At 43.4% G+C, this 21,832-nt stretch carries 19 protein-coding genes; 12 read left to right on the top strand and 7 right to left on the bottom strand.

The window, feature by feature from the left end:
• Positions 1-67: 67 nt before the first annotated feature.
• Positions 68-781 (top strand): tRNA (N6-threonylcarbamoyladenosine(37)-N6)-methyltransferase TrmO, encoded by a 714-nt coding sequence (gene tsaA / locus BLP85_RS02285; protein WP_092818521.1) that lies wholly within the window; start codon positions 68-70, stop codon positions 779-781.
• Positions 782-826: 45 nt separating this feature from the next.
• On the opposite strand, the gene BLP85_RS02280 is transcribed toward tsaA, so the two are convergent.
• Positions 827-1,816, bottom strand: a complete 990-nt coding sequence (locus BLP85_RS02280; RefSeq protein WP_092818520.1) for a hypothetical protein — start codon at positions 1,814-1,816, stop codon at positions 827-829.
• A 198-nt stretch (positions 1,817-2,014) separates the two neighbouring features.
• Positions 2,015-3,265 carry an MgtC/SapB family protein gene (locus BLP85_RS02275; RefSeq protein WP_092818519.1) on the bottom strand — a complete coding sequence of 417 codons (1,251 nt, stop codon included), beginning with the start codon at positions 3,263-3,265 and terminating at the stop codon, positions 2,015-2,017.
• 257 nt (positions 3,266-3,522) lie between these two features.
• Here BLP85_RS02275 and BLP85_RS02270 point away from each other — a divergent pair, with 257 nt between their 5' ends.
• From BLP85_RS02270 to BLP85_RS02255, 4 genes are all read left to right on the top strand, one after another.
• Positions 3,523-5,280, top strand: coding sequence for a GspE/PulE family protein (locus BLP85_RS02270; RefSeq protein WP_092818518.1), 1,758 nt, complete (start codon positions 3,523-3,525; stop codon positions 5,278-5,280).
• 92 nt (positions 5,281-5,372) lie between these two features.
• A complete protein-coding gene (locus BLP85_RS02265; RefSeq protein ID WP_092818517.1) occupies positions 5,373-5,735 on the top strand; it encodes a NirD/YgiW/YdeI family stress tolerance protein in 363 nt (120 codons plus the stop codon).
• Between the two features lie 166 nt (positions 5,736-5,901).
• Positions 5,902-6,561: a response regulator transcription factor gene (locus BLP85_RS02260; protein ID WP_092818516.1), complete on the top strand. Its 660-nt coding sequence runs from the start codon at positions 5,902-5,904 to the stop codon at positions 6,559-6,561.
• A 1-nt stretch (position 6,562) separates the two neighbouring features.
• Positions 6,563-7,900, top strand: coding sequence for a sensor histidine kinase (locus tag BLP85_RS02255; protein ID WP_092818515.1), 1,338 nt, complete (start codon positions 6,563-6,565; stop codon positions 7,898-7,900).
• A 69-nt stretch (positions 7,901-7,969) separates the two neighbouring features.
• Here the strand turns inward: BLP85_RS02255 and hemP are convergent, their stop codons facing one another.
• Positions 7,970-8,140: a hemin uptake protein HemP gene (hemP, locus tag BLP85_RS02250; RefSeq protein WP_092818514.1), complete on the bottom strand. Its 171-nt coding sequence runs from the start codon at positions 8,138-8,140 to the stop codon at positions 7,970-7,972.
• Positions 8,141-8,279: 139 nt separating this feature from the next.
• Here hemP and BLP85_RS02245 point away from each other — a divergent pair, with 139 nt between their 5' ends.
• Positions 8,280-9,179, top strand: a complete 900-nt coding sequence (locus BLP85_RS02245; RefSeq protein ID WP_092818513.1) for a thiamine phosphate synthase — start codon at positions 8,280-8,282, stop codon at positions 9,177-9,179.
• 49 nt (positions 9,180-9,228) lie between these two features.
• On the opposite strand, the gene BLP85_RS02240 is transcribed toward BLP85_RS02245, so the two are convergent.
• Together BLP85_RS02240 and mrcB are read right to left on the bottom strand one after the other, a co-directional pair.
• Entirely contained in the window at positions 9,229-9,795 is a 567-nt protein-coding gene (locus BLP85_RS02240; RefSeq protein ID WP_092818512.1) for a hypothetical protein, read from the bottom strand.
• A 15-nt stretch (positions 9,796-9,810) separates the two neighbouring features.
• Complete coding sequence (gene mrcB, locus BLP85_RS02235; protein ID WP_092818511.1) at positions 9,811-12,204, bottom strand: penicillin-binding protein 1B; 2,394 nt, start codon at positions 12,202-12,204, stop codon at positions 9,811-9,813.
• A 410-nt stretch (positions 12,205-12,614) separates the two neighbouring features.
• Here mrcB and BLP85_RS02230 point away from each other — a divergent pair, with 410 nt between their 5' ends.
• Complete coding sequence (locus BLP85_RS02230; protein WP_092818510.1) at positions 12,615-13,556, top strand: NAD(+) kinase; 942 nt, start codon at positions 12,615-12,617, stop codon at positions 13,554-13,556.
• Positions 13,557-13,559: 3 nt separating this feature from the next.
• Complete coding sequence (locus BLP85_RS02225; RefSeq protein WP_092818954.1) at positions 13,560-13,832, top strand: YeaC family protein; 273 nt, start codon at positions 13,560-13,562, stop codon at positions 13,830-13,832.
• Between the two features lie 319 nt (positions 13,833-14,151).
• On the opposite strand, the gene BLP85_RS02220 is transcribed toward BLP85_RS02225, so the two are convergent.
• Entirely contained in the window at positions 14,152-15,156 is a 1,005-nt protein-coding gene (locus tag BLP85_RS02220; protein ID WP_092818509.1) for a glycosyl transferase family protein, read from the bottom strand.
• Between the two features lie 436 nt (positions 15,157-15,592).
• On the opposite strand from BLP85_RS02220, the gene BLP85_RS02215 reads away from it, so the two are divergent.
• On the top strand, positions 15,593-16,939 hold the full coding sequence (locus BLP85_RS02215) for a dicarboxylate/amino acid:cation symporter (RefSeq protein WP_092818508.1): 1,347 nt from the start codon (positions 15,593-15,595) through the stop codon (positions 16,937-16,939).
• 152 nt (positions 16,940-17,091) lie between these two features.
• A complete protein-coding gene (locus BLP85_RS02210; RefSeq protein WP_092818507.1) occupies positions 17,092-18,234 on the top strand; it encodes an acyl-CoA dehydrogenase family protein in 1,143 nt (380 codons plus the stop codon).
• A gap of 94 nt (positions 18,235-18,328) precedes the next feature.
• Here BLP85_RS02210 and BLP85_RS02205 read toward each other — a convergent pair whose 3' ends face one another.
• Positions 18,329-18,847, bottom strand: coding sequence for a type 1 glutamine amidotransferase domain-containing protein (locus BLP85_RS02205; RefSeq protein ID WP_092818506.1), 519 nt, complete (start codon positions 18,845-18,847; stop codon positions 18,329-18,331).
• Positions 18,848-19,539: 692 nt separating this feature from the next.
• Between BLP85_RS02205 and pheA the strand changes: the two genes are divergently transcribed.
• Complete coding sequence (gene pheA, locus BLP85_RS02200; protein WP_092818505.1) at positions 19,540-20,649, top strand: prephenate dehydratase; 1,110 nt, start codon at positions 19,540-19,542, stop codon at positions 20,647-20,649.
• Positions 20,650-20,724: 75 nt separating this feature from the next.
• A complete protein-coding gene (hisC, locus tag BLP85_RS02195; RefSeq protein ID WP_092818504.1) occupies positions 20,725-21,831 on the top strand; it encodes a histidinol-phosphate transaminase in 1,107 nt (368 codons plus the stop codon).
• Position 21,832 lies beyond the last annotated feature (1 nt).

The following is a 21,832-nucleotide window of genomic DNA, read 5'->3' as shown; positions in this document are numbered from 1 at the left end:
TATTCTAATCTAAAAACATTCTCGATAAACTGAATATATTTAATTGAACTTATCAGAAAAAGTGATTATGACTGAGCTTAAAATGCCAATAATCGGGTATATGAAATCGCCTTATAAAGAAAAATTTGGTATTCCACGTCAACCCAATCTGGTACAGGTCGAGTCCTATATTGAAATGGTTGAGCCTTATAATGATTTAACCGCTTTTGAAGGGATTGAGGAATTTAGTCATCTCTGGCTGTTGTGGCAGTTTCATGACAATAAAAATCAGCAGCAAAGTCAAAATTTTAGACCGCAAGTTCGTCCACCGCGCTTGGGTGGCAATAAAAAAATCGGGGTATTTGCCACGCGCAGCATGTACCGGCCATCACTCATCGGTTTATCCGTTGTCCAGCTGAAAGCCGTGAAAAAAGTCGGCAAGTCCGTACGTGTGTATGTGACAGGCAGTGATCTTCTGGATGGCACGCCGATTGTCGATATTAAACCCTATATTCAATATTCAGATGCAGTGCTGGATGCTCAAAGTGGTTATGCACAGGATGAACCTGAACGAAGTCCTGTGATCTGGACAGAATGTGCCGAACAGCAAAAGCAGGCTTTGCTCAAGCAAAAGACACTGACAGCGCAAATTGTAAACGAACTGGAACAGGTCTTATCGCTCGATCCAAGGCCGGCTTATCAAAATGATGCGGAGCGGGTATATGGCATGTTGTTTGCAGACTTGAATGTGAAGTTTAAGGTGGAAAATCATAAGGTACAAATTCTCGAAATTTTGACGTAAAAAAAGGAGCTTTAAGCTCCTTTTTATATCGCTCGCTTGAGCAGTTTAAAGTTTCATTGAGTTTTGCATAAATTGTGCAGCGGTGTCGTTATACCAGCTGCATTCATTGTTCAAGGTTTCAATTTCCTCGATAGCCAGTTTGCGCTCTGCTTCAGTTAATGTACTGCTTAATTTGCCCTTTTGTTCTTGAATGTACTGAGCTAGGCTGTATTCAACTCCTTTCAGATAACGCCCAGCACCATAGTAGTCGCCTTTATATTCTGCCGCGCCATAAGTTGCGTCTGCATCTGTACCGTCATCGGATTCTAAGTAGGCAATGGTGTCTTTATAGGTTTTCTTAAAGATATGCGTGTCATTTTGAGCAAAACGTGCCGCATAACCATCAAAAGCGAATTTTTCGTCACTCTTGTCACTGGTATAGAGATATAGATTTTCTTGATTATTGCTGTGAATACTATTTTGTAAGCAATATGCACCAGCAGGGAAAGTTAGATCTTTGATTGAATTATAATAAGCAAGGCGCTGTGCCGAAATATTTGAAATTGAATTATTTGCAATGTCCCATTGATCTCTGGACTCCAGTGTAGCCAAGGCATTTTTGCCGCTGAGGTCAATTTTTTTGAAATTTGTGGTAAATACAAGACCGGTTGAGCCAACAGGAGAATAAGGCTTATGTGTAAACACTAAATTATCCAAAGATCCTGTTCCGACTAAATATCCATATTGGGAATTTTTTGGTCCTAACTCTTGATAAACACCATCTTGAGTAACAAATATGTCATTGTCTGGTGTAGGCGAGTCATCTTGAACATATACATTGCCCTGATCAAGAGTGATTATGTTATGAACAAATTCAATGGGTTCATTGACTGCATAGCCAGCTTCAATTTCAAAATAGTGCCATTGTTGAAAATCTTTATTTTCTTCGGCAGAGCCAGAATCTGTACCTTGATAAGTACTGTCTGAACCGCCGCCACCGCAGCCAACCAAAGTTAGTGCTGTTATAATTGATAAGCTCAGATATTTAAGCTTCATGATGAAACACCCCCGTTATTATTAATTAAAAATTTAAGTTTTTTGATAAAAGATAAAAAACGAAGTCGATGATTAATTATTCATCTAATAATGTAAATGACTTATTGTTACTTCAAGAAATATTAACAAAATCATTATTTTAAATTTAACTAAAGATTTAATTTAATTGATTAATAATAGTTTATAATCAAACTCGATTTAAAGTGCATTAAGCCACCAAAGTACACCGATCAAAACAGCCATATGCAGAATTTGTACAGGTGCAAAATAAAGTGCAAATTTTAAGCCTCCGCTGATGGCTGCATTAATGCATTTAGAAATGGCATGCGCAGCCAGACCTAACATCATTGCATAGAGTAAACTGCTATTTGTCGGTTCACCTTGAACAACCACAGCGGCCGCAGCGGCATGAATTTCAAACAGTGAAGCCAGCAGTGTACCTGCAATTAAACCGGAATCGCCCAGTAAAAGTTCCAAGCCATGCACGCCTGCCTGAATGACCGTGAGCGTTCCGGCAATAATCGCTGCTTCTTTTAAGCTAAACATGGCACTGTCGACAGGCTCTGTGTCTTCCACAGGTTCAGCTTTACGTAAAAGCCAGTAAGCGCAAAGTGCCAAAATGGTGAGGGCAATCAGCGAAGGCAAGATCAGCAGCTTTAGCCAGGTTAAGGAAACACCGCCTACCACAATAAATAAAAGCAGCAAAGTGGATATACATGACATTAGTGCTGCTCCGGCATTGGATCGAGCATCGGCCCCCTCATTACGTACCTGTATGCCTAAATGTGCAATCGTGGCCGTACTGGAAACAAATCCGGAAGCAATGGAAGAAAGCATGAGTGCTTTCTTGCTCGAAAGTAAACGTTTGGCCACGTGAGCCAATGCTTGCACCACAAGAATCAGGGTAAGCAGTTTTAAAATGATATGCGGATTAAGCACATTGCCCCATAAAGGCGTATCGGGGGTCAGCGGCAAGGCGATTAAGATCAGGGCCAGTAAAAATACGCCATCTTTAAGTTCTGTTCCGGTAATCCATTTTCCGGCAATCCCATGCATGGAATGTTTCATCATTAAAATGAAGGTCAGTACCACAGAGAGACTGGCAGCCAGGGTAATATTCCAGACACACAGCGCACCAATGAAATAAGTCATGACAAAAGCCAGTTCGGTGGTGACCCCGGGATCTTGCAGCTGGTTCTTCAGTGAAAAGATACCGATACCGCCCACAATCAGTGCGCCAATCACGCCAAAGATATCGCCAAAAGCAAAACACAAGGCACCCAATAAAGCGCAGATTGCAAATGAGCGAACCCCGGCAAAACTATGCTGATTTTCACGCTGCTTGCTACGTTCGCGTTCCAGACCAATCAGCAAGCCACAGCCCAATGCTGCTGCCATAACCATCAGCAAGTCTTGAAATGAGGTACTTTGAAGGGGCAGATTCAGCATATTATTCACAGGGAAAATCCAATTATTGGTTTATGCACAGTCAGCTGCTGAATTAAACAGCACATTCAGCATTATTGGCTATAAATATCCGAAAGTAAAAACATAATGCAAATGAAAACAGGCTATAGTTTATTTTGCGGTAAACGCTCATATCGATCAGTTTAGAAAAAGATAGGGGGATATTTTTTTCTAAAACGGGCTGAAGCGAGATGACCTTGAGTTTGCTATAGTGTGTGAATGTTTTGGGGCATATAACAATGAAATTTAATTTTGAAATGGATACTTCCTGGTGTCTGGAACAATTACAAAAAGATGGACGTATTACCGAGCGCAACAAGCTGCTGATCCAAACCACACACCGTCAACGTGAGCAACTGAAATGGCATCCGCTACAATGGATTGCCCATTTTAATCTGGTCGATCAGGCACATCCACAATCGACCTTAACCTTAAACCGCTTGTGCCAGTGGATTGCAGACAAAGCCCAGATTCCTTTTTATATTATTGATCCCTTGAAGGCTGATGTTGGTGCTTTGACCAATATCATGTCGCAGGAATTTGCCCTGCGCAATAAAATTCTGGCCGTCGAAATTCAGCCGGATAAAGTCCTGATTGCTACCGATCAACCCTTTAAAACGGAATGGGTGGCCAATCTTGAACACACGATTGCCCCGAAAAAAATTCAGCGGGTACTGCTTAGTCCGGATCAGTTGCAGCGCTATCTGGTGGAATATTATCAGGTCAGCCGTGCCGTTAATTCTTCGCAAAAATCCAGTGCCTATGACCGGGATAACAAAGGCGTAGAAGCATTATTGCAACTGGGTGATACGCAAAACCCGGATGCCAATGACCAGCATATTGTCAAGCTGGTGGATTGGGTGTTGCAATTTGCCTTTGAACAGGGCGCCAGCGATATTCATCTGGAACCCCGTAAAGACACCGGCAAGGTGCGTTTCCGTATTGATGGCGTCTTGCATACCATCTATAAAATGCCGGCTAATACCCTAACCGCCGTGATTTCGCGCATTAAAATTTTAGGCCGCATGAATGTGGCGGAAAAACGCAAACCGCAAGATGGTCGTTTAAAAACCCGTACGCCTAAAGGACAGGAAACCGAATTGCGTTTATCTACCTTGCCGACAGCCTTTGGCGAAAAAATGGTGATGCGTATTTTTGATCCGGAAGTGTTGGTGCGCAGTTTTCAGCAGCTCGGTTTTGAAGGCGGGTTACTGAATGACTGGCAGGCTTTAACTGCACACAGTCACGGCATTATTTTAGTCACCGGTCCAACAGGCTCAGGCAAAACCACCACGCTGTATTCGTCGCTGAAACAGCTGGCAACAGAAGAAGTCAATGTCTGTACCATTGAAGATCCGATTGAGATGCTGGAACCGAGCTTTAACCAGATGCAGGTGAATCTGGGGATTGATTTAGGTTTTGCCGATGGGGTGCGTGCGCTGATGCGTCAGGACCCGGACATCATTATGGTCGGCGAGATTCGTGATCAGGATACCGCCAATATGGCCATTCAGGCCGCATTAACCGGTCACCTGGTGTTATCCACCTTGCATACCAATGATGCACCCTCGAGTCTGACCCGACTGCATGATTTGGGAGTACAGCCCTTTTTAACGTCAGCCACGATTTTAGGGGTGCTGGCACAGCGTCTGGTACGCAAGCTTTGCCCGCATTGCAAACAGGAAACCTTTATTAATGAACAGGAGTGGAAGCATTTAACTTTTGATTATGCATTGCAAATGCCCAACTTCGTATTTAAGGCGGTGGGATGTGAAGCATGTCGCCAGACGGGCTATAAAGGGCGGGTCGGCATTTATGAATTTATGCCTTTAAGCCTTGCGACCAAACAGCTGATTGGTGCAGATGCGACTTTAAACCAGCTGCGTGATCAGGCGAAAAAAGAGGGAATAGAACCGCTACGTATCGCGGGCGCACGCAAAGTGCTGGCTGGCATGACCACTTTGGAAGAAGTGTTACGCGTTGTTCCACTGAATTGAAATACTGTTTGAAAATGAAGCTATCTTAAGATTCACCTCATCTTGATTTGTTTTAATCATGCTATCGAAATGAGCAACAACTTAACGAGGGTTTGAACATGATTTCTAAAGCAGCTTTAGTGACCGCTTTGGTCGGTGCAACAACATTCGCCGTGGCAAATACGGCAGTCAATCAGGCTGCAATTGCACCACAAAAAACTACTACGGTTAAACAGGCTTTAACTTTAAAAGATGACAGCAAGGTACAGCTTAAAGGCTATGTGGTAAAAGCAGTCGGGGATGAAAAATACCAGTTCCGTGATAATACCGGCACTATTACCGTCGATATTGACAATGAGTTATGGCAAGGTAAACCGGTAAATGCCAAAACTCCGGTGACCATCATTGGTGAAGTCGACATCGATTACAAACCGGCTAAACGCGTTGAAATTGATGTGGATGCGGTTCAATTCTAATACGGTCTATTCAACGACACAGATCATCAGTTTGAGTTGCTATCTCTTGCAAATAGTGTCTCTTATGAAAACCACATGATTGGCTCATGTGGTTTTTTTAATGCAAACAGCTGTTTAAAGCGTGCTATTTTAAAATCACAAAATACAGAATACCTGAGAACCCGACATGCGAATCTTACTGGCAGAAGATGATGTATCCCAAGCAGAAAGCATCAAAACATGGCTGGAAATGGATGGCTACAATATCGACTGGGTGGAGTGTGGCGATCATGCCATTTTGGCGATTGAACAGCATCAGTATGACTGTATCCTACTTGATCGTGGACTACCCAAAGCCACTGGCGATGAAATTCTTAAAGCTTTGCGTGCGCATCAGCAACAGACCCCTGTGATTTTTATCACCGCGCGGGACAGTATTCATGACCGTGTTGAAGGGCTGGATTTGGGTGCCAATGATTATCTGGTCAAACCCTTTAGTCTGGAGGAGCTTTCTGCGCGTGTCCGTTCGCAGTTGCGGCAACATCAAAGCAGTGCCGGACAATATCTGCGCTATGCAAATTTGGTACTGGATCCACAGGCCAAAACGCTTATTCAGGATGGAAAGACCATCAACCTAACCGCCAAAGAGTTTCAGATTTTACATAAACTAATGCAAAAGCCGGAGCATGTAATTACCCGTGAACAGCTGGAAGAATCACTTTATGCTTGGGGCGATGAAATAGAAAGCAATGCCATAGAGGTGTTTATCTATCAGTTACGCAAGAAAATAGGCAGCCAGTATATCAAGACCCTTCGCGGTTTGGGCTATCGCATGAGTCAGGGTTAATATGTCAAAAGCCGTTTCTCTACAAAGCAGGTTAATCAAAACCTCATTATTCAGTTCCATGTTGGCTGGGGTTTTGGCCTTGCTGCTTTTTGTGGGGATTTCCCTATACCAGACCATGCAGCTGCAAGACCAGCTCATGGATGAAATTGCCGACATGCTGCTGATTCCGGATATAAGCACGAGTTCAGGACAACAGGTGGATGAGCTCAGCGATGAATTTGACATTCAATACCAGTTAAAAGATCAGCAACAGGTGCTGAGCGAATCAGAAAATTTCCATTTGGACCATCTGTCTTCAACGTTCAAAAATAATGCCGATGAAGGTTATGATCTGATTTGGCACGATCAGCAGTTGTGGCGTATCTATACCTCGCAAAATTCTGAACTGAATACGTCGGTATTGCTATTGCAACCGATGGGAGAGCGCTTTAAAGCTTTGGCTCAAAATGTCATGGGCTATGGCCTGATTTTAATTGTGCTCTGGTTTATTCAATGGCTGATTCTGCATTTTGCGGTAAAACGCCAATTTAAAGTCATTCATCAACTGTCCAGAGAAATTTCAGCTAAAAGTGCGGATGATCTCGCACCGATTCAGCAGCAAGTACCCGAGTTAAAAGAATTACAGCCGATGGTATGGCAGCTGAACCAGTTATTACAGCGGCTTGAATACTCTTTGGTGGCAGAACAGCGCTTTACTGCGGACGCCTCGCATGAATTGCGTTCACCCTTATCGGCCATCCAGATGCGATTGCAGGTACTGAAACGTAAATATCCGGAACTCGACCAGGACTTGGCGAGTATTCAAAATGATGTCAACCGTGGCACACAGGTTTTAGAAAACTTGTTGTTGCTGGCACGGCTGGACCCGGCCCATACGGCTCAATTGCCCAAGTCTGAAATGGATGTGAACAGGGTCATCAACGAGGTCTTGCAAGCCTTACAGCCCTTTGCCGCCGAGAAAAATATTCAAATCCAGACACAATTCGCCGAAAATCTGGTGATTACTGGGAATGACAAACTCATTTTCACTTGCCTGCGCAATCTGCTGGACAATGCCATCCGTTATGCCGGGCAAAATGGTCACGTATTTATTAAGATGCAACAAAAGCAGCAACGGTTCAGCATTAGCATTGAAGATGATGGACAGGGGGTGACGGAAGAAGTCTTGCAACGACTGGGTGAGCGCTTTTATCGTGCATTGGGTACCAAAACCCAAGGTTCAGGACTGGGACTGTCGATCTGTAAAAAGATTATCGAATTACATGCCGGTGAAATTCAATTTTCCCGATCGGCGCATGGCGGATTAAAAGTGGAGTTGCAATTTCCATTGCCTAGCTAGAATTAAAAAGCAGCATGTTTGCGCGCATACTGCCTGTTTCCACGATTATTATTGTTGAGTGAATTATTTTTATTTGGTCAGGATCAGACGATTGTTACGGGTTAAACGTAGACGATATTCTTCTCCGGCATGCATAATCCGAATTTCTCGCCCCAGAGCAAACAGGTTGTTCGAGTGCAACATGGGAAGTGAGTGAGCATTGTCATGATTACGGGTAAATAGGCTAAATGGTGCGTTCATTCCGTCGATTCCGTGGTATGTATTGAATGTTTTAAATGATAATCATTATCGAATAGACCTGTCAATGGATGATTTAAGATTTTATAAAAAACTTAAATTTGCTTACACTCTGTAATATTTTCAGGCTGAGGAACAGGGAATGTTTAAACCCGTAATTGATGTTGCCATTGCAATTTTACTGCATCAAAACAACGTGCTGGTGGGCTGGCGTGAAGCGAAACAGCATCAGGGCAATAAACATGAATTTCCGGGAGGAAAAGTGGAAGAGGGCGAAACGCCCTTAGCGGCATGCCGCCGTGAAATTTATGAAGAAGTGGGCATTGGTCTGCATGACTGGCATGCCTTTGATGTGATTGTTCATGAATATGATGATGTAATTGTCAAGCTGCATTTATTTCATGCTGTTGTACCGACTGCTTTATTGAATGAAATTCAACAGCCGTGGACCTGGTACAGCCGCGAAGAATTGTTGAATCTCAATTTCCCTCAAGCCAATCAAGCCATAATTCAGCGCCTGTATTGGCCCCATCAGATTAAAATTTCAGCGCAGCTGGATGACCTGGCGCAATTAAAACAGGATCAGTTGTTGTATTGGCGTGTCGGGGGAACTCAGCAGCAGCTCACGGAATTGGCTGAACTCAGTGTGGAGCATTTGGCGAAGTTAATTGTCAATGTCGATATTTTTCAGCAATTAAACTCGATTCAGCAGCAAGCCATTTCCGCCATTCATTTAAAACAGCCACAACTGATGGCATTAAAGCCGGGTGATTTACATTTAGGTAAACGTACCATTGCAGCATGCCATGATCTGGCTTCAATGCAACAGGCACAGCAGATCGGGTGTGATGCACTCCTGCTAAGTCCGGTATTGCCGACGGCAACCCATCCAGAGGCGGTGGCATTGGGATGGGAACAATTCAAGCGCTGGGTTTTACAGGTCGATGTACCTGTTTTTGCCTTGGGCGGCATGCAGCCGGGTGATCTTGCGGGCGCTCAAGAGCAGGGTGCCTATGGCATTGCAGGGATGCGCTTTTTATAAAAAACGAAGAGCATGTATTTGAGGATATCAGTTCAATATATTCTCAGGTTTATAAGCCTTTCAGGGCTTTTTGTGCCTGTTGAATGGTTTTTTGATCTTTTTGCTGTTGTGCAGCTTTTAAAATGACCTGCCAAAGCTGTTTCTTCATGGGATTGGTTTGTGCATAACTAAGCCCGCGTTGCGCCAGAGCTTTGGCATTTGCAGGCTGATTGTTTTTATTGGCAATTAATGCCAGATACAAGAAGGTTTCAGCGGATTGCGGCGCAAGGCGCTGTGCCTGCAATGCCGCAGCTTCCGCTTCATTCCATTTTCCCTGCTTATAGGCGAGCTGGGTTTTTTGCATGAGCTTTTGAAATGCCGGCAGCTGGCGACCATCTTCAAACTGCTGTTTGCTGTGTTGCTCAGGAACAATCACCTGCATTTTTTTACGCTGAATTTCTTCACGTTCATAAGGGGTGATGACCACCCCCGAAGGGGTTTTAATGTCCGGCTTTTCTGCAGGGGCCGGTTTCGGTGGCTGTTTGCCTTCGGGAGAAGGCAGGCTTTGACAGCCCGCCAAGCCAATCAAGCTCAGGGCAATGAGCCCGTATTTATGCCGTTTACATTGCCCGTTCATGCTTCACTGTCACCCTTAATTGTTATAACTACCACTTGAAATGACCTGATTCGTAGAATCCTCGTTCTGCGTTTCAGTCTCACTTTCACGAATATAGTTACCAATACTATCGTTTTGATCGACAGGTGCCTGATTGTTTTCAGTATCAGGATTGTAAGCAGGTTCTACCTGATAGTTCGGTAAACCGCAGGCAGTGGCCTGACGTGGCATATTACTGCGAAGTAAGGGAATGTACATGGCGCCTTCACAACCTTGCGCAGATAAATATCCACTAGAACGGTCAATCCATTGCCATTGCACATTTTCGGTCTGACGCAGGTTAACCGGTTTCTGACGCAACTGTTTCATGACATTAATCCAGACCGGAAGCGCACCTGAAGAACCGGTTAGGCCAGTCACCTTGTTATTATCCAAACCCAGCCAGACCACACTGAGATAATTGCCTGAATAGCCTGCAAACCAGGAGTCACGGGTATCATTGGTGGTCCCCGATTTGCCTGCCAGTTTCAGGTCGGTAGGGAAAGCGCTATAAGCTGCACGTCCCGTACCCGAGCTCATGACTTGCTGTAAACCATAATTCAGAATATAGGCCGCAGAAGCATCGATGGTTTGTTGTGGCGTCAGGCCATAACGATCGAGCAGGCGTCCATTGGAATCGACCACCGAGCGAATGGACTTGATAGGATATTTGAAACCGCCAGTTGCAAAATTGCCGTAAATACTCATCACTTCCATCGGTGACATATCAATCGCCCCCAGAAAGATCGATGGATAGCTTGGAATATTGGCAGTCACGCCAAATTTTTTCAGGTGATTGCTAAAAGTCGAAATTCCAAACTCCTGACCCAAACGTACGGCAGCCAGGTTGTAGGAGTTCGCCAACGCTTCGGACATAGGAACAACGCCATGCTCGCCCCCACTGTAGTTTTTAGGCGTCCAGTTTTTACCTTCGCTATAAACGTTTAATGCACTATCTTCAACCGGTGTAGCCCAGTTATAACGTCCAGATTCAATCGCGCTTAAGTAAATGACCGGTTTAAGCAAGGAACCGACCTGACGTTTTGCATCCAGCGCACGGTTAAAGCCGGTAAAGTCCTGAGTCGAGCCCAAAGCTGCAACCAGTTCACCATTTTCAGGATGAGAAATCAAAACAGCGCCCTGCAAGTCTTTTAAACGTTTAGGGTTGGCATTGGCCAGACTGGAAACAGAAGCTTTAAACGCTTCCTGTACCTTGGTTTGGGCAATCGGGTCCAGTGTGGTAAAGATTTTTAGGCCCTGATTGGTTAAATCGCCTTCCTGATATTCGGTGCGTAGCTGTCGACGTACAATATCCATGAAATCTGGGAAGCGGGCAGGTCCCAAGGTGGGTTTTGCAATTACATTGAGTGGTCGTGCAACTTCTTTTTCAAACTGCTCCTGAGTCAGATAGCCCATCACCAGCATATTGTTTAACACGATATCGCGGCGTTTTTTTGCGCCTTCCGGATTTTTCCACGGATTAAACAGGGAAGGCCCTTGCACCAGACCGACTAAATAAGCCTGCTGGGCAATATTCAGTTCGCGTAGCGGCAAGCCGAAATAAAACTGTGAAGCCAGACCATAGCCATTAATGGAATAATTGCCATTTTGCCCTAGGTTCACTTCATTTAAATACGCTTCCAGAATTTCATCTTTGTCATAATGAAGCTCAATCAGCATGGCCATGAGGGCTTCATTGACTTTACGTTTTAAGGTTCTTTCCGGGCTTAAGTAGAAGTTTTTCACCAGCTGCTGGGTCAGGGTAGAACCCCCCTGACGTTTGCCACCGGTGAGATTGCTGACTACAGCACGCGCTGTACCACGAACCGATATGCCATGGTGATGATAAAAGTTACGGTCTTCCGTTGAGATCAGGGCTTCAATGAGCGGTTTAGGCACATTATTAAGCTTAATCAGCACACGGTCTTCATTATGTTGCGGATAAATTCCGCCAATCAATAAAGGTTCTAAACGTGCAATGCCGGTAGACGAAGGCTTGGTTGCACTGACTTCACCAATCTGATTATTGTTAAAGGTAACTTTTAAGACCTGCTCGGGTTCAACGCTGTCACCAAAGTCAAAGCCGCGGGTATGCACATACAGGGCATCACCGGAGCTTACATAACTGCCGGATTGAGTATAGCTGTCAGAACTTTTATAGCCCAGAAGTTTGAGTTCCTGAGTGAAGTCTGTCTGGTTGACCGGTGCATTGGTATAAATTTCCAAAGGACGGGCAAAAACCTTTGCCGGAATATCCCAGCGCTGTCCTTCAAATTTATTGCGTACAATATTGTCCATTCGGATTAAATAGACACTAAAAACCAAGAAGACGCCAATGACTAATATTGAAAAAATAAGGGCCAGTAAACCGATCCCGCGTTCAGACTTCATCAATGATTATAAGATCCAAATAAATTGTGCTAATCATGCGAAGCTTTTCATTTTTTTGCAATAATTAATCTGTGAATGAAGAGAAAATATAACAAGAAACCGGACAAAATATTGGTAATGAGTCTTTGATTTTATAACAGATATTATTTCTGGAATTAAAACCGTATTTGCCAATAATATGTTCCTATTAAAGCAAATAAAACAGCTTTAAACATCTAAGTTATTCCGTTAAAAGCAATTTTATAAAATGGCTGACATTTAGCGTAAAAAACCATGCTGATTTGGGGTGTTCACTATATGTAAAGTACGCCCATCTGGCTGCTGGCTAAAATCAGGTTGAGTCTTTGAAATCGCAGCATTGTCAGTGCAATGTGAACTTAAAGTTTTTTAAAATGAACAGGGTTAATGCTATGATAGGCAGGAATCGTAGCGGAGCGATGACCCAGGTGCAAATTTCACATAAAACTTTTCGGAACATTGGATTAATAGGGCGTCCAGATAAATCCTCCGTCGTGGAAACTTTAAGTCTTATTCATGACCATCTTTTAAGTTTAGGTTTACATCCTGTTTTTGATTCGGAAACAGCAGCCTTAGTCCCTTATAGCAATACGCAAACGGTAAGCCGCAGTTTACTGGGTGAAGTGGTTGATCTGGTCATTGTGGTGGGCGGTGATGGTTCTTTACTGCATGCAGCACGTGCCCTGGTTAGACACAATACCCCAGTTATTGGGGTAAACCGTGGTCGTCTGGGTTTTTTAACCGATATCAAGCCGACCGAGGTTATTTTTAAGCTGGACCAGGTGCTCAAAGGCGAGTTTCAGCTTGACCGCCGCTTTTTGCTGGAAATGGAAATCCGCTCCAAGGGCGAAAGCATTTATGATGCGATTGCCTTGAATGATGTGGTGCTGCATTCAGGAAAATCGGTGCATATGATTGACTTTGAACTGAATATTGATGGTCAATATGTCTATCGTCAGCATAGTGACGGTTTGATTGTTTCAACGCCTACCGGTTCTACGGCATATGCGCTTTCTGGTGGTGGTCCGATTGTTCATCCGAGTATGGATGCCATTTCTTTGGTGCCGATGCACCCGCATACCTTGTCTTCACGTCCGATTGTGGTTGGTGGACATAGTGAAATCAAGATTATCATTCGTGAAAACCGTGTATTGCCCATGGTCAGTGCCGATGGTCAGCACAGCGTTTCACTTAGTGTTGGGGATAGTTTACATATCCGCAAACATCCATTTAAATTGAATCTCCTTCATCCACCCGGTTATGATTTCTATATCGCCTGTCGTACCAAGCTGGGCTGGAACCAAGATTTTGACTCTCTACAACAGCAGGATTAAATGATGAATATTGAACAAATGCTGGCCGTACTCGATCCTGAAATTGTTGCGCGTTTAAAGACAGCAGTGGAAATTGGTAAATGGCCAAATGGCGTAGCGCTGACCACAGAGCAACGTCAAATCTGTATGCAGGCAGTTTATGCCTGGGAAATGAAAAACTTGCCTGAAACTGAGCGTAGTGGCTATATTGACCGCGGTACCAAAGAAGAAGATGAACACTGCGATTCACATGATCCAAAGCAGGATGAAGAGTTTAAGCCTATTCGTTTTGTTTAAATATTTATTTGCAATAAAAAAGACACTGCGGTGTCTTTTTTTATATCTTAATTTTTTGAAGGGTACGACGGTGTCTTACCGATAAATCTCAATTTATATAGAAGCTCATCCTGTTACTTTGGATAAGCCCTGAGAAGTATTCCTTCGTAAGGCCAAAGTCATCTTGCGAACACTTGAAACATGTTTCAAGTGTTCTCATCGCAAAACTCGTTCGATACTATTATTAGATGAATGTTTCGCAGAACCATTTTTATCAAATGAAGTCTAGCCTCGAACAATTGCGAATGGCTTTATCACGTATCATTTATTCTGCATCAAATTAGATTTTAGACTTGCGATTTACCCAAAGTTCCTTGGCTTTTAACATCGCCTCTTCATAAGAAGCACACGCGCCCATCGTGTATAAAGCAATTCCCATGGTTTCCGTTACTGCAACTTCACCATACTCATGATGCTGTTTGCCTTCCCATACGGCTTTAAATACAGCCAAGTCCAGTTCTTCTTCAACAGGACTACGGTTATCGGTCAGTTTAGGGAGTTCGTGTTCGTACAGCTCACCATTTTTAATTCCGCAGATTAAGGTTTTGGCATCCGGATTCCGTTCAAATTCACCACCTTCACCTTTAATTACCGCACTATTTTGATAGCCCAGTTTAAAGGCTGCCTGTTGGTGAGAGCTACGATAAGCCGGATGGAAAATCGCCTGCATGGTGGCTTTAGCATTAAATGGATTAATTAAACGGGCAAGGGTATGAATAGGAGAACGCAAACCCATCACATTCCGCAGTGAGATCAAATCACTCAAAATAGGTGAAATTGCTTGCAAGGGCAGATAGGCAAAATTGCGTTGCTGTAACTGCTGTTCCACATCGCTGTCATTCTGGCAGATTAGATAGCCTAAGTATTCCAGGACCTGTTCAGTATAAAGGCGGTTAATGGTATGTCCGGATGCACCATGCATGACCACCTTGTAGCCATGTTTGGCTAAGGTTAGAGCTGCCAGTAAGAACCAGGGATAATGCTTACGCTTGCCGGCATAAGATGACCAGTCCAAGTCTACATCCAGGGTCCTGAAATTGAGCTGGTCACGGGTGGCCTGGACAAAACCGGCCAGTTCATCGACAGATTCTTCTTTAACACGAAGTAGCATCAGGAAAGCGCCCAACTGCACATCAAGCACTTCATCTTTTAGAATCATGCTGAATGCCTGATAGGCTTCGTCAAAAGTCAGCGAACGGGCACCGTTTTTTCCTTTGCCTATAATACGGACATATTGTGCAAAAGGATGTTCAAAGTCTTTATAGATATTTCTTTTGGTTTGCATAAGCTGAGTTTTCTTGGCGATAAAAATAAGTGTAATGCTATTTTATAAAGACAAAAAAATTATTTCAGCTTAATTTATATAAAAGTGTTTTAGTGGTCTTCGACTAATGTTTAATAATTTGTGGTGATATTTTAGCCAAAATTAACAATGCGACCTGCATAAGCTTTTAAAAATCAGGTAAAATTTAAACAATTGATATAATTTTTTAATTGTTCTTATCATCTCCCAATTTAACCATTTAAATTTTTGATAAATTTTAATGGTGTTCTGATGGTAACTACTTTTTTATAAATTTCTATATATTCCAGTATCTTAGATCACTGCATACTTTTAATTTTCCTAGGTGTGAATGCCTGGAGATTAAGGGCAGTGTATTCGTAAGAATAGGCTAAAACTGAATATTTCTAGTTTTGGAAATATCTGAAGAAGTAATGTTATGACTAAGAAACCAATCTATAAGTCGCTGTATTTTCAAGTCGTTATTGCCATTATTTTAGGTGTGATTGTTGGGCATTTTTACCCAAGTTCATCCGTAATCGTGGATGGCGTTAAGCAAAGTGTTCCCGGCTTGGGCGAGCAATTAAAACCATTAGGTGACGCTTTCATCAAGCTGATCAAAATGATTATTGCCCCCGTGATTTTCTGTACTGTGGTCAGCGGTATCGCAGGTATGGAAAGCATGAAATCTGTGGGTAAAACAGGTGGTATTGCACTGCTTTATTTTGAGGTGGTCTCAACACTGGCGTTAATTATCGGTTTGCTGGTGATTAATATTGCCAAACCGGGTGTAGGCATGAACATCGATCCTGCAACTTTAGATACATCAGGTATTTCGAAGTATGTAGAGTCCGGTGCATCTCAATCGACACTTGATTTCTTTATGAATATCATCCCGAATACGGTGGTCGGTGCCTTTGCCGAAGGTGAAATTCTTCAGGTCCTTTTATTTGCATTGCTGTTTGGTTTTGCGTTACATAAATTGGGCGATGCAGGTAAACCCGTCCTTAAACTCATCGATCAGATTTCGCATGTGTTCTTTAACATCGTAAACATGATCATGAAACTTGCGCCGATTGGTGCGTTCGGTGCGATGGCATTTACAATTGGTAAGTATGGTATTGGTTCACTGGCTCAGCTCGCTCAACTCATCATCTGTTTTTATATTACCTGTTTGCTGTTCATCTTTATTGTATTGGGTAGTATCGCGCGTTTCTGCGGTTTCAGCATCCTGAAAATGATCCGCATGATTCGTGAAGAGTTATTGATTGTACTGGGTACATCTTCTTCTGAATCCGTACTTCCTCGTATGTTGAAGAAACTGGAAATTGCCGGGTGTGAAAAATCGGTCGTGGGTCTGGTAATTCCTACCGGTTATTCATTTAATCTGGATGGTACTTCCATCTATTTAACCATGGCCGCAATCTTCATTGCACAGGCAACCAATACTCAGCTTGATTTAACACATGAAATTACGCTTTTAGCAGTGTTGTTAATTTCTTCTAAAGGTGCGGCAGGTGTAACAGGTTCTGGCTTTATTGTTATGGCGGCAACATTGTCTGCTGTAGGTCATATTCCTGTAGCTGGTCTGGCCCTGATTCTGGGTATTGACCGCTTCATGTCAGAAGCACGTGCCTTGACCAATCTGGTCGGTAACTCATTGGCGACCATTGTGGTTGCGAAATGGGTCGGTCAATTAGATACAGCTCAATTAAATGCAGCATTAAACAACCCGGAAATGGTTGACCAGAAAATGCTGGATGAAACGAATCAAACCCATGCTTAATCGGTTTTGATGCTAAAAAGGAAGCTTCGGCTTCCTTTTTTATTGACCTTGGAGTCATAAAAGAAGACTGTCATAACGCATGACAGCATCCAATAAAATGAATAGGATGGGGGCCTAGAACAAATAACAATGACGAAAGACAAGGACGCTATATGTTGGCTTATGATGCTGATTTAGAATTATTCCGTGACAACTTCAGACGCTTTTTGAATGAGCATATTGCACCGCATTATGAACAGTGGGAACAGCAAGGCATTATGCCGCGTGAAATCTGGAATTTACTGGGCGAAAATGGCTTCTTGTGTGTGGATGTACCTGAAGAATATGGCGGTTATGGGGTGCCAACCCATTATTCATTAATGTTAGTGGAAGAATCGGCACGTGCCGGATTTAGTGCCATATCGACAGGGATTTCATGCCACTCTGAAATTGCGGCACCTTATATTTTGCATATAGGGACAGAAGAACAAAAGCGGTACTGGTTGCCGAAAATGGTGACAGGTGAAGTGGTGGGGGCGATTGGCATGACGGAGCCAGGTGCCGGTTCCGACTTGCAGGCAATGCGTACCAATGCCATCTTGCAGGGAGATCACTATCTGCTCAATGGTTCCAAAACCTTTATCTCCAATGGTCAACATGCTGACCTGGTGGTGCTGGCAGCTAAAACTGATCCGCAAGCACGGGCAAAAGGCGTGTCTTTACTGCTTTTGGATACACATCTGGAAGGATTTAAAAAAGGCACCAACCTCAACAAAATTGGTTTGCATTCACAAGATACTTCCGAACTGTTCTTTGATAACATCCAGGTGCCTAAAGAGCAGCTGCTGGGACAGGCAGGACAGGGTTTTGCCTATTTAATGCAGGAATTGCCACGGGAACGTACTGCCATTGCTGCAACGGCGATTGGCGCCATTCGCGGTTCAATTGATGTCACCATTGCTTATGTCAAAGAGCGTCAGGCTTTTGGTCAGCATATCAGCCAGTTCCAGAATACCCGTTTTGTTCTGGCGCAGGCAAAAATAGAGGAACAGGCGACGGCTGCTTTTTATAACCAGAACGTTGAATTATATATGCAGGGTAAACTGGATGTTGAAACTGCCGCTGCTTTAAAAAGTTTTGCCACCGACATGCAGATGAAAATAGCGGATAAGCTGTTACAGCTGTTTGGTGGCTATGGTTATATGACGGAATATCCAATTTCACGGTTCTTTGTAGATGCCCGTATTCAGCGAATTTACGGTGGAACCAATGAAATTATGAAAGAGATTGTAGCGCGTAGTTTATTGGGGCGTTAATTCATGATTAAGACGCTACAATAAAAACAGAGCGGAATAAATAGAACGGCACCCTAAAGGCTGGACCCTGGGTCTAACTTTGCGGGGTGCTTTTTTATTGATTTAAAACCATGAGACTTTCTTCTATAAACGCAGGCAAATCATCGGGTGAGCGTGATGAGATATACAGATTGTTATCATTGACCACACCCACATCATAATAGACCGCGCCGGCATTAATCAGATCCTTGGCAACCGTTTTAATGGTGGTCATCAAGCGGCCTTTTACGACTTTGGCCGTAATCAGGAGCTGCGGACCATGACAAATGCTCAAAATGGGTTTTTCTGCATGAGCAAAATTACGCACAAAATTCACGAAACGGTCATCGCCACGGAGCCGGTCGGGAGAATATCCTCCAGGAATGAGCAAGGCATCAAAATCATGCACTGTGACATCATCTATACTTTGGTCAATGGTGATGGCCGATTTCCGTTTATGGCTATAGACAATATTGCCTGCTTTGGTTTCGATATTTAAAACACTATGGCGTGCAGCGCGAAAGGCTTGCACGGGTTCTGAATATTCAGCATCTTCAAAATCATGGGTCACTAAAACGGCGATTCTTTTGGACATTGTTGTTCTCCGAATTGCTTTGTTAACAGACTATAAATTAATCATTAAGCTATTGTGATGGAGTTTGGTAAATAACTCTTGAATATGCGAAAGTCCCTATGGATAAAGCTTTGGCGCTATTTTTAACTATTTGTAAGGGTTAAAAAATTAAGTAAAAAACTTTTGTTTCTGTATGTGTCAAAAGCTGGCAGACAGCATTTTTCAGATGGCGAGTATGCGGTCAGCTAGACTTCATGGCATTTTCTCCTGTGATACAAGGCAAGACTGGGCGGCTTGGTTGGGAGCTATAAATGTTTTGATGGGCGCTTGAATATATTTATCTGGAATACTACACAAAGTCATTTTCGGCATTTCAGGTTTATGGGCCGGAACCGCTTTCATCAAAGCTGCTCAGTATTAAGCGTTTTTAACGATGAGCTTATTTGCAAATACCGATAAATTTATTCAATGAAATGACATAAAATCGCTAGCCAGTTTGCTGAATTATAAATGTACAGCTGTGCTGTCATTTTTAGCGAACTGGCAAAAGCTCATCAATTTTAAATACTCAGGGTAAAACATGAGGAATAAAATTGCTGATTAAATCAACTGTATGTTTTTAAGACTGAATCAATCAAAGTCTTATTGCGTAACATTTGAAAGCTAACTATTGTTATACTGTTTGCATAACGTTTTTGAAGGGCAACATAACAATGATCAACGACGATCAAAACACGACGACTTCTCTTGACCTTGCTCAAATCCGTGAGGATATTGATTCTGTAGATCAACAGATTCAACAGCTTATTAACCGACGTGCCAGATTGGCCGAAGCGGTAGCAAAAGCAAAGTTTGCAGCTGAAGAGAATCCATTGTTTTACCGTCCTGAACGTGAAGCACAAGTTTTGCGCAATGTTATGCAGCGTAATGAAGGACCCTTATCTGATGTGACCATGGCACGTTTGTTCCGTGAAATCATGTCTGCATGTCTGGCATTGGAAGCGCCACAAAGCATTGCTTTCCTGGGGCCAGTCGGTACCTATACCCATTCAGCAGTATTGAAACATTTTGGTCAGGATGCCATTGTTCACCCACTTCCTACCATTGATGAAGTATTCCGTGAAGTAGAAGCGGGTGGTGCACATTATGGTCTGGTGCCGGTCGAAAATTCATCTGAAGGTGTGGTGAACCATACTTTAGACTGTTTTAAATCTTCCCACCTAAATGTGATTGGTGAAGTGGAATTGCGCATTCATCACCAGTTCCTGGTGTCATCCAATACCCGTAAAGACAGCATTAAACAGATTTATGCCCATCAGCAAACCTTGGCGCAATGCCGAAAATGGTTAGATGCCCATTATCCGGGCGTTGAACGTGTTGCCTTAAGTTCAAATGCTGAAGCGGCACGCCGTATTCGCAATGAATGGCATTCCGCCGCGATTGCATCAGAAGTGGCTGCCAATCTTTATGAGCTGGAAATCCTGCACAGCAATATTGAAGACAATCCGGAAAATACCACCCGTTTCTTGGTAATTGGCCGTGAAAAAGTGCCGCCAAGTGGCAATGACAAAACTTCATTGCTGATTTCTGCACATGACCGTGCTGGTGCCTTGCTGGAAATCCTGGCGCCATTTGCCAAACACAACATTAGTCTCACCAGTATTGAAACCCGTCCTGCATTGCCTGAAAAATGGGCCTATGTATTCTTTATTGACCTTGAAGGCCATATCGAGCAAGAAAATGTCAAAGCGGCCATTGAGGAAATTCGTCCTTTGGTCAAAGAAATTCGTGTATTGGGTTCTTATCCGATTGCAGTTTTATAAATCACTCTGGTGATCGGCCTGATTTTTTAATTTTAGGCTGATCTCTTTTATCACTTGAAATAGCGGAAGAGTAACATGTCGTTTGTCCCTGCCAATGAAGGCATCTCAAAGTTAAAGCCTTATCAACCAGGTAAACCTATTAGTGAACTTGAGCGTGAGTTAGGGATTACTGATATTGTCAAATTAGCTTCGAATGAAAACCCGTTGGGTTGTTCTGACAAAGTCAAACAGGCTGTGGCAGCTGAACTGGCAGAAATTGGCCGCTATCCGGATGGTGGCGGCTTTATTTTAAAAGACCAGATTCAGGCACAATTCGGTGTGACCGCTGACCGTATTACTTTGGGTAATGGTTCAAACGACTTGCTAGAAATGTTTGCCCGCACATTCGTTTCAGAGAAAGACTCGGTGATTTATAGCCAGCATGCTTTTGCCGTGTATGCTTTGGTAACTCAAGCCATTAATGCAGAAGCGATTGAAGTGCCGGCCAAAGGTTTTGCTCATGATCTGGATGCCATGGCAGCAGCAATTAAAGACAATACCAAATTAGTCTTTATTGCCAATCCAAATAACCCGACCGGAACCTGGTTCGAAGAGGCTGAATTTGAAGCCTTCATGCAAAAAGTGCCGGCAAATGTGATTGTCGTTCTGGACGAAGCGTATGTGGAATATTTCCCGGAAAACTTCAACAGCCTGAAATTCCTGGAACAATATCCAAACATTATTGTCAGCCGTACCTTGTCTAAATGTTATGGTCTGGCTGCACTGCGTGTTGGTTTTGCCTTGGCATCGGTTGAAGTGACAGATTACCTGAACCGTATTCGCCAGCCGTTTAACGTTAACCATCTTGCCATGGTGGCTGCGGTTGCCGCACTGAAAGACGAAGACTTTATCGAGCAATCGCGTATTGTCAATAAAGCAGGCATGAAGCAGCTGGAACAGGGCTTTGAGGCACTGGGCTTAAACTATGTACCTTCACGTGCCAACTTTATTTTGGTCGATGTACAGGCTGATCCTGTGCAAACCTTCAATGCCTTGTTAAAAGAAGGTGTGATTGTACGTCCTGTGGGTATTGCAAATCATCTGCGTGTGTCGATTGGTACGGAAGCGGAAAATGCGAAGTTCCTGACAGCACTGGCGAAAGTACTCGATTTAGCGCCTGATGCGGTAGAGGAAAAAGCTTAAG

Origin of the sequence: Acinetobacter kookii, from assembly GCF_900096895.1 — a bacterium.
Taxonomy (GTDB): domain Bacteria; phylum Pseudomonadota; class Gammaproteobacteria; order Pseudomonadales; family Moraxellaceae; genus Acinetobacter; species Acinetobacter kookii.
This window is presented reverse-complemented; position numbering and strand designations above follow the sequence as displayed.

What these genes read in the sequence shown, in the direction of transcription:
- BLP85_RS02260 (WP_092818516.1), top strand. Translation starts at nt 5,902, where the DNA reads ATGCGAATCTTACTGGCAGAAGATGATGTATCCCAAGCAGAAAGCATC.
- BLP85_RS02225 (WP_092818954.1), top strand. Translation starts at nt 13,560, where the DNA reads ATGAATATTGAACAAATGCTGGCCGTACTCGATCCTGAAATTGTTGCG.
- hisC (WP_092818504.1), top strand. Translation starts at nt 20,725, where the DNA reads ATGTCGTTTGTCCCTGCCAATGAAGGCATCTCAAAGTTAAAGCCTTAT.
- BLP85_RS02210 (WP_092818507.1), top strand. Translation starts at nt 17,092, where the DNA reads ATGTTGGCTTATGATGCTGATTTAGAATTATTCCGTGACAACTTCAGA.
- BLP85_RS02255 (WP_092818515.1), top strand. Translation starts at nt 6,563, where the DNA reads ATGTCAAAAGCCGTTTCTCTACAAAGCAGGTTAATCAAAACCTCATTA.
- BLP85_RS02270 (WP_092818518.1), top strand. Translation starts at nt 3,523, where the DNA reads ATGAAATTTAATTTTGAAATGGATACTTCCTGGTGTCTGGAACAATTA.
- tsaA (WP_092818521.1), top strand. Translation starts at nt 68, where the DNA reads ATGACTGAGCTTAAAATGCCAATAATCGGGTATATGAAATCGCCTTAT.
- BLP85_RS02275 (WP_092818519.1), bottom strand. Translation starts at nt 3,265, where the DNA reads ATGCTGAATCTGCCCCTTCAAAGTACCTCATTTCAAGACTTGCTGATG.
- mrcB (WP_092818511.1), bottom strand. Translation starts at nt 12,204, where the DNA reads ATGAAGTCTGAACGCGGGATCGGTTTACTGGCCCTTATTTTTTCAATA.
- BLP85_RS02205 (WP_092818506.1), bottom strand. Translation starts at nt 18,847, where the DNA reads ATGTCCAAAAGAATCGCCGTTTTAGTGACCCATGATTTTGAAGATGCT.
- BLP85_RS02240 (WP_092818512.1), bottom strand. Translation starts at nt 9,795, where the DNA reads ATGAACGGGCAATGTAAACGGCATAAATACGGGCTCATTGCCCTGAGC.
- BLP85_RS02280 (WP_092818520.1), bottom strand. Translation starts at nt 1,816, where the DNA reads ATGAAGCTTAAATATCTGAGCTTATCAATTATAACAGCACTAACTTTG.
- pheA (WP_092818505.1), top strand. Translation starts at nt 19,540, where the DNA reads ATGATCAACGACGATCAAAACACGACGACTTCTCTTGACCTTGCTCAA.
- BLP85_RS02215 (WP_092818508.1), top strand. Translation starts at nt 15,593, where the DNA reads ATGACTAAGAAACCAATCTATAAGTCGCTGTATTTTCAAGTCGTTATT.
- BLP85_RS02230 (WP_092818510.1), top strand. Translation starts at nt 12,615, where the DNA reads ATGATAGGCAGGAATCGTAGCGGAGCGATGACCCAGGTGCAAATTTCA.
- BLP85_RS02220 (WP_092818509.1), bottom strand. Translation starts at nt 15,156, where the DNA reads ATGCAAACCAAAAGAAATATCTATAAAGACTTTGAACATCCTTTTGCA.
- BLP85_RS02245 (WP_092818513.1), top strand. Translation starts at nt 8,280, where the DNA reads ATGTTTAAACCCGTAATTGATGTTGCCATTGCAATTTTACTGCATCAA.
- hemP (WP_092818514.1), bottom strand. Translation starts at nt 8,140, where the DNA reads ATGAACGCACCATTTAGCCTATTTACCCGTAATCATGACAATGCTCAC.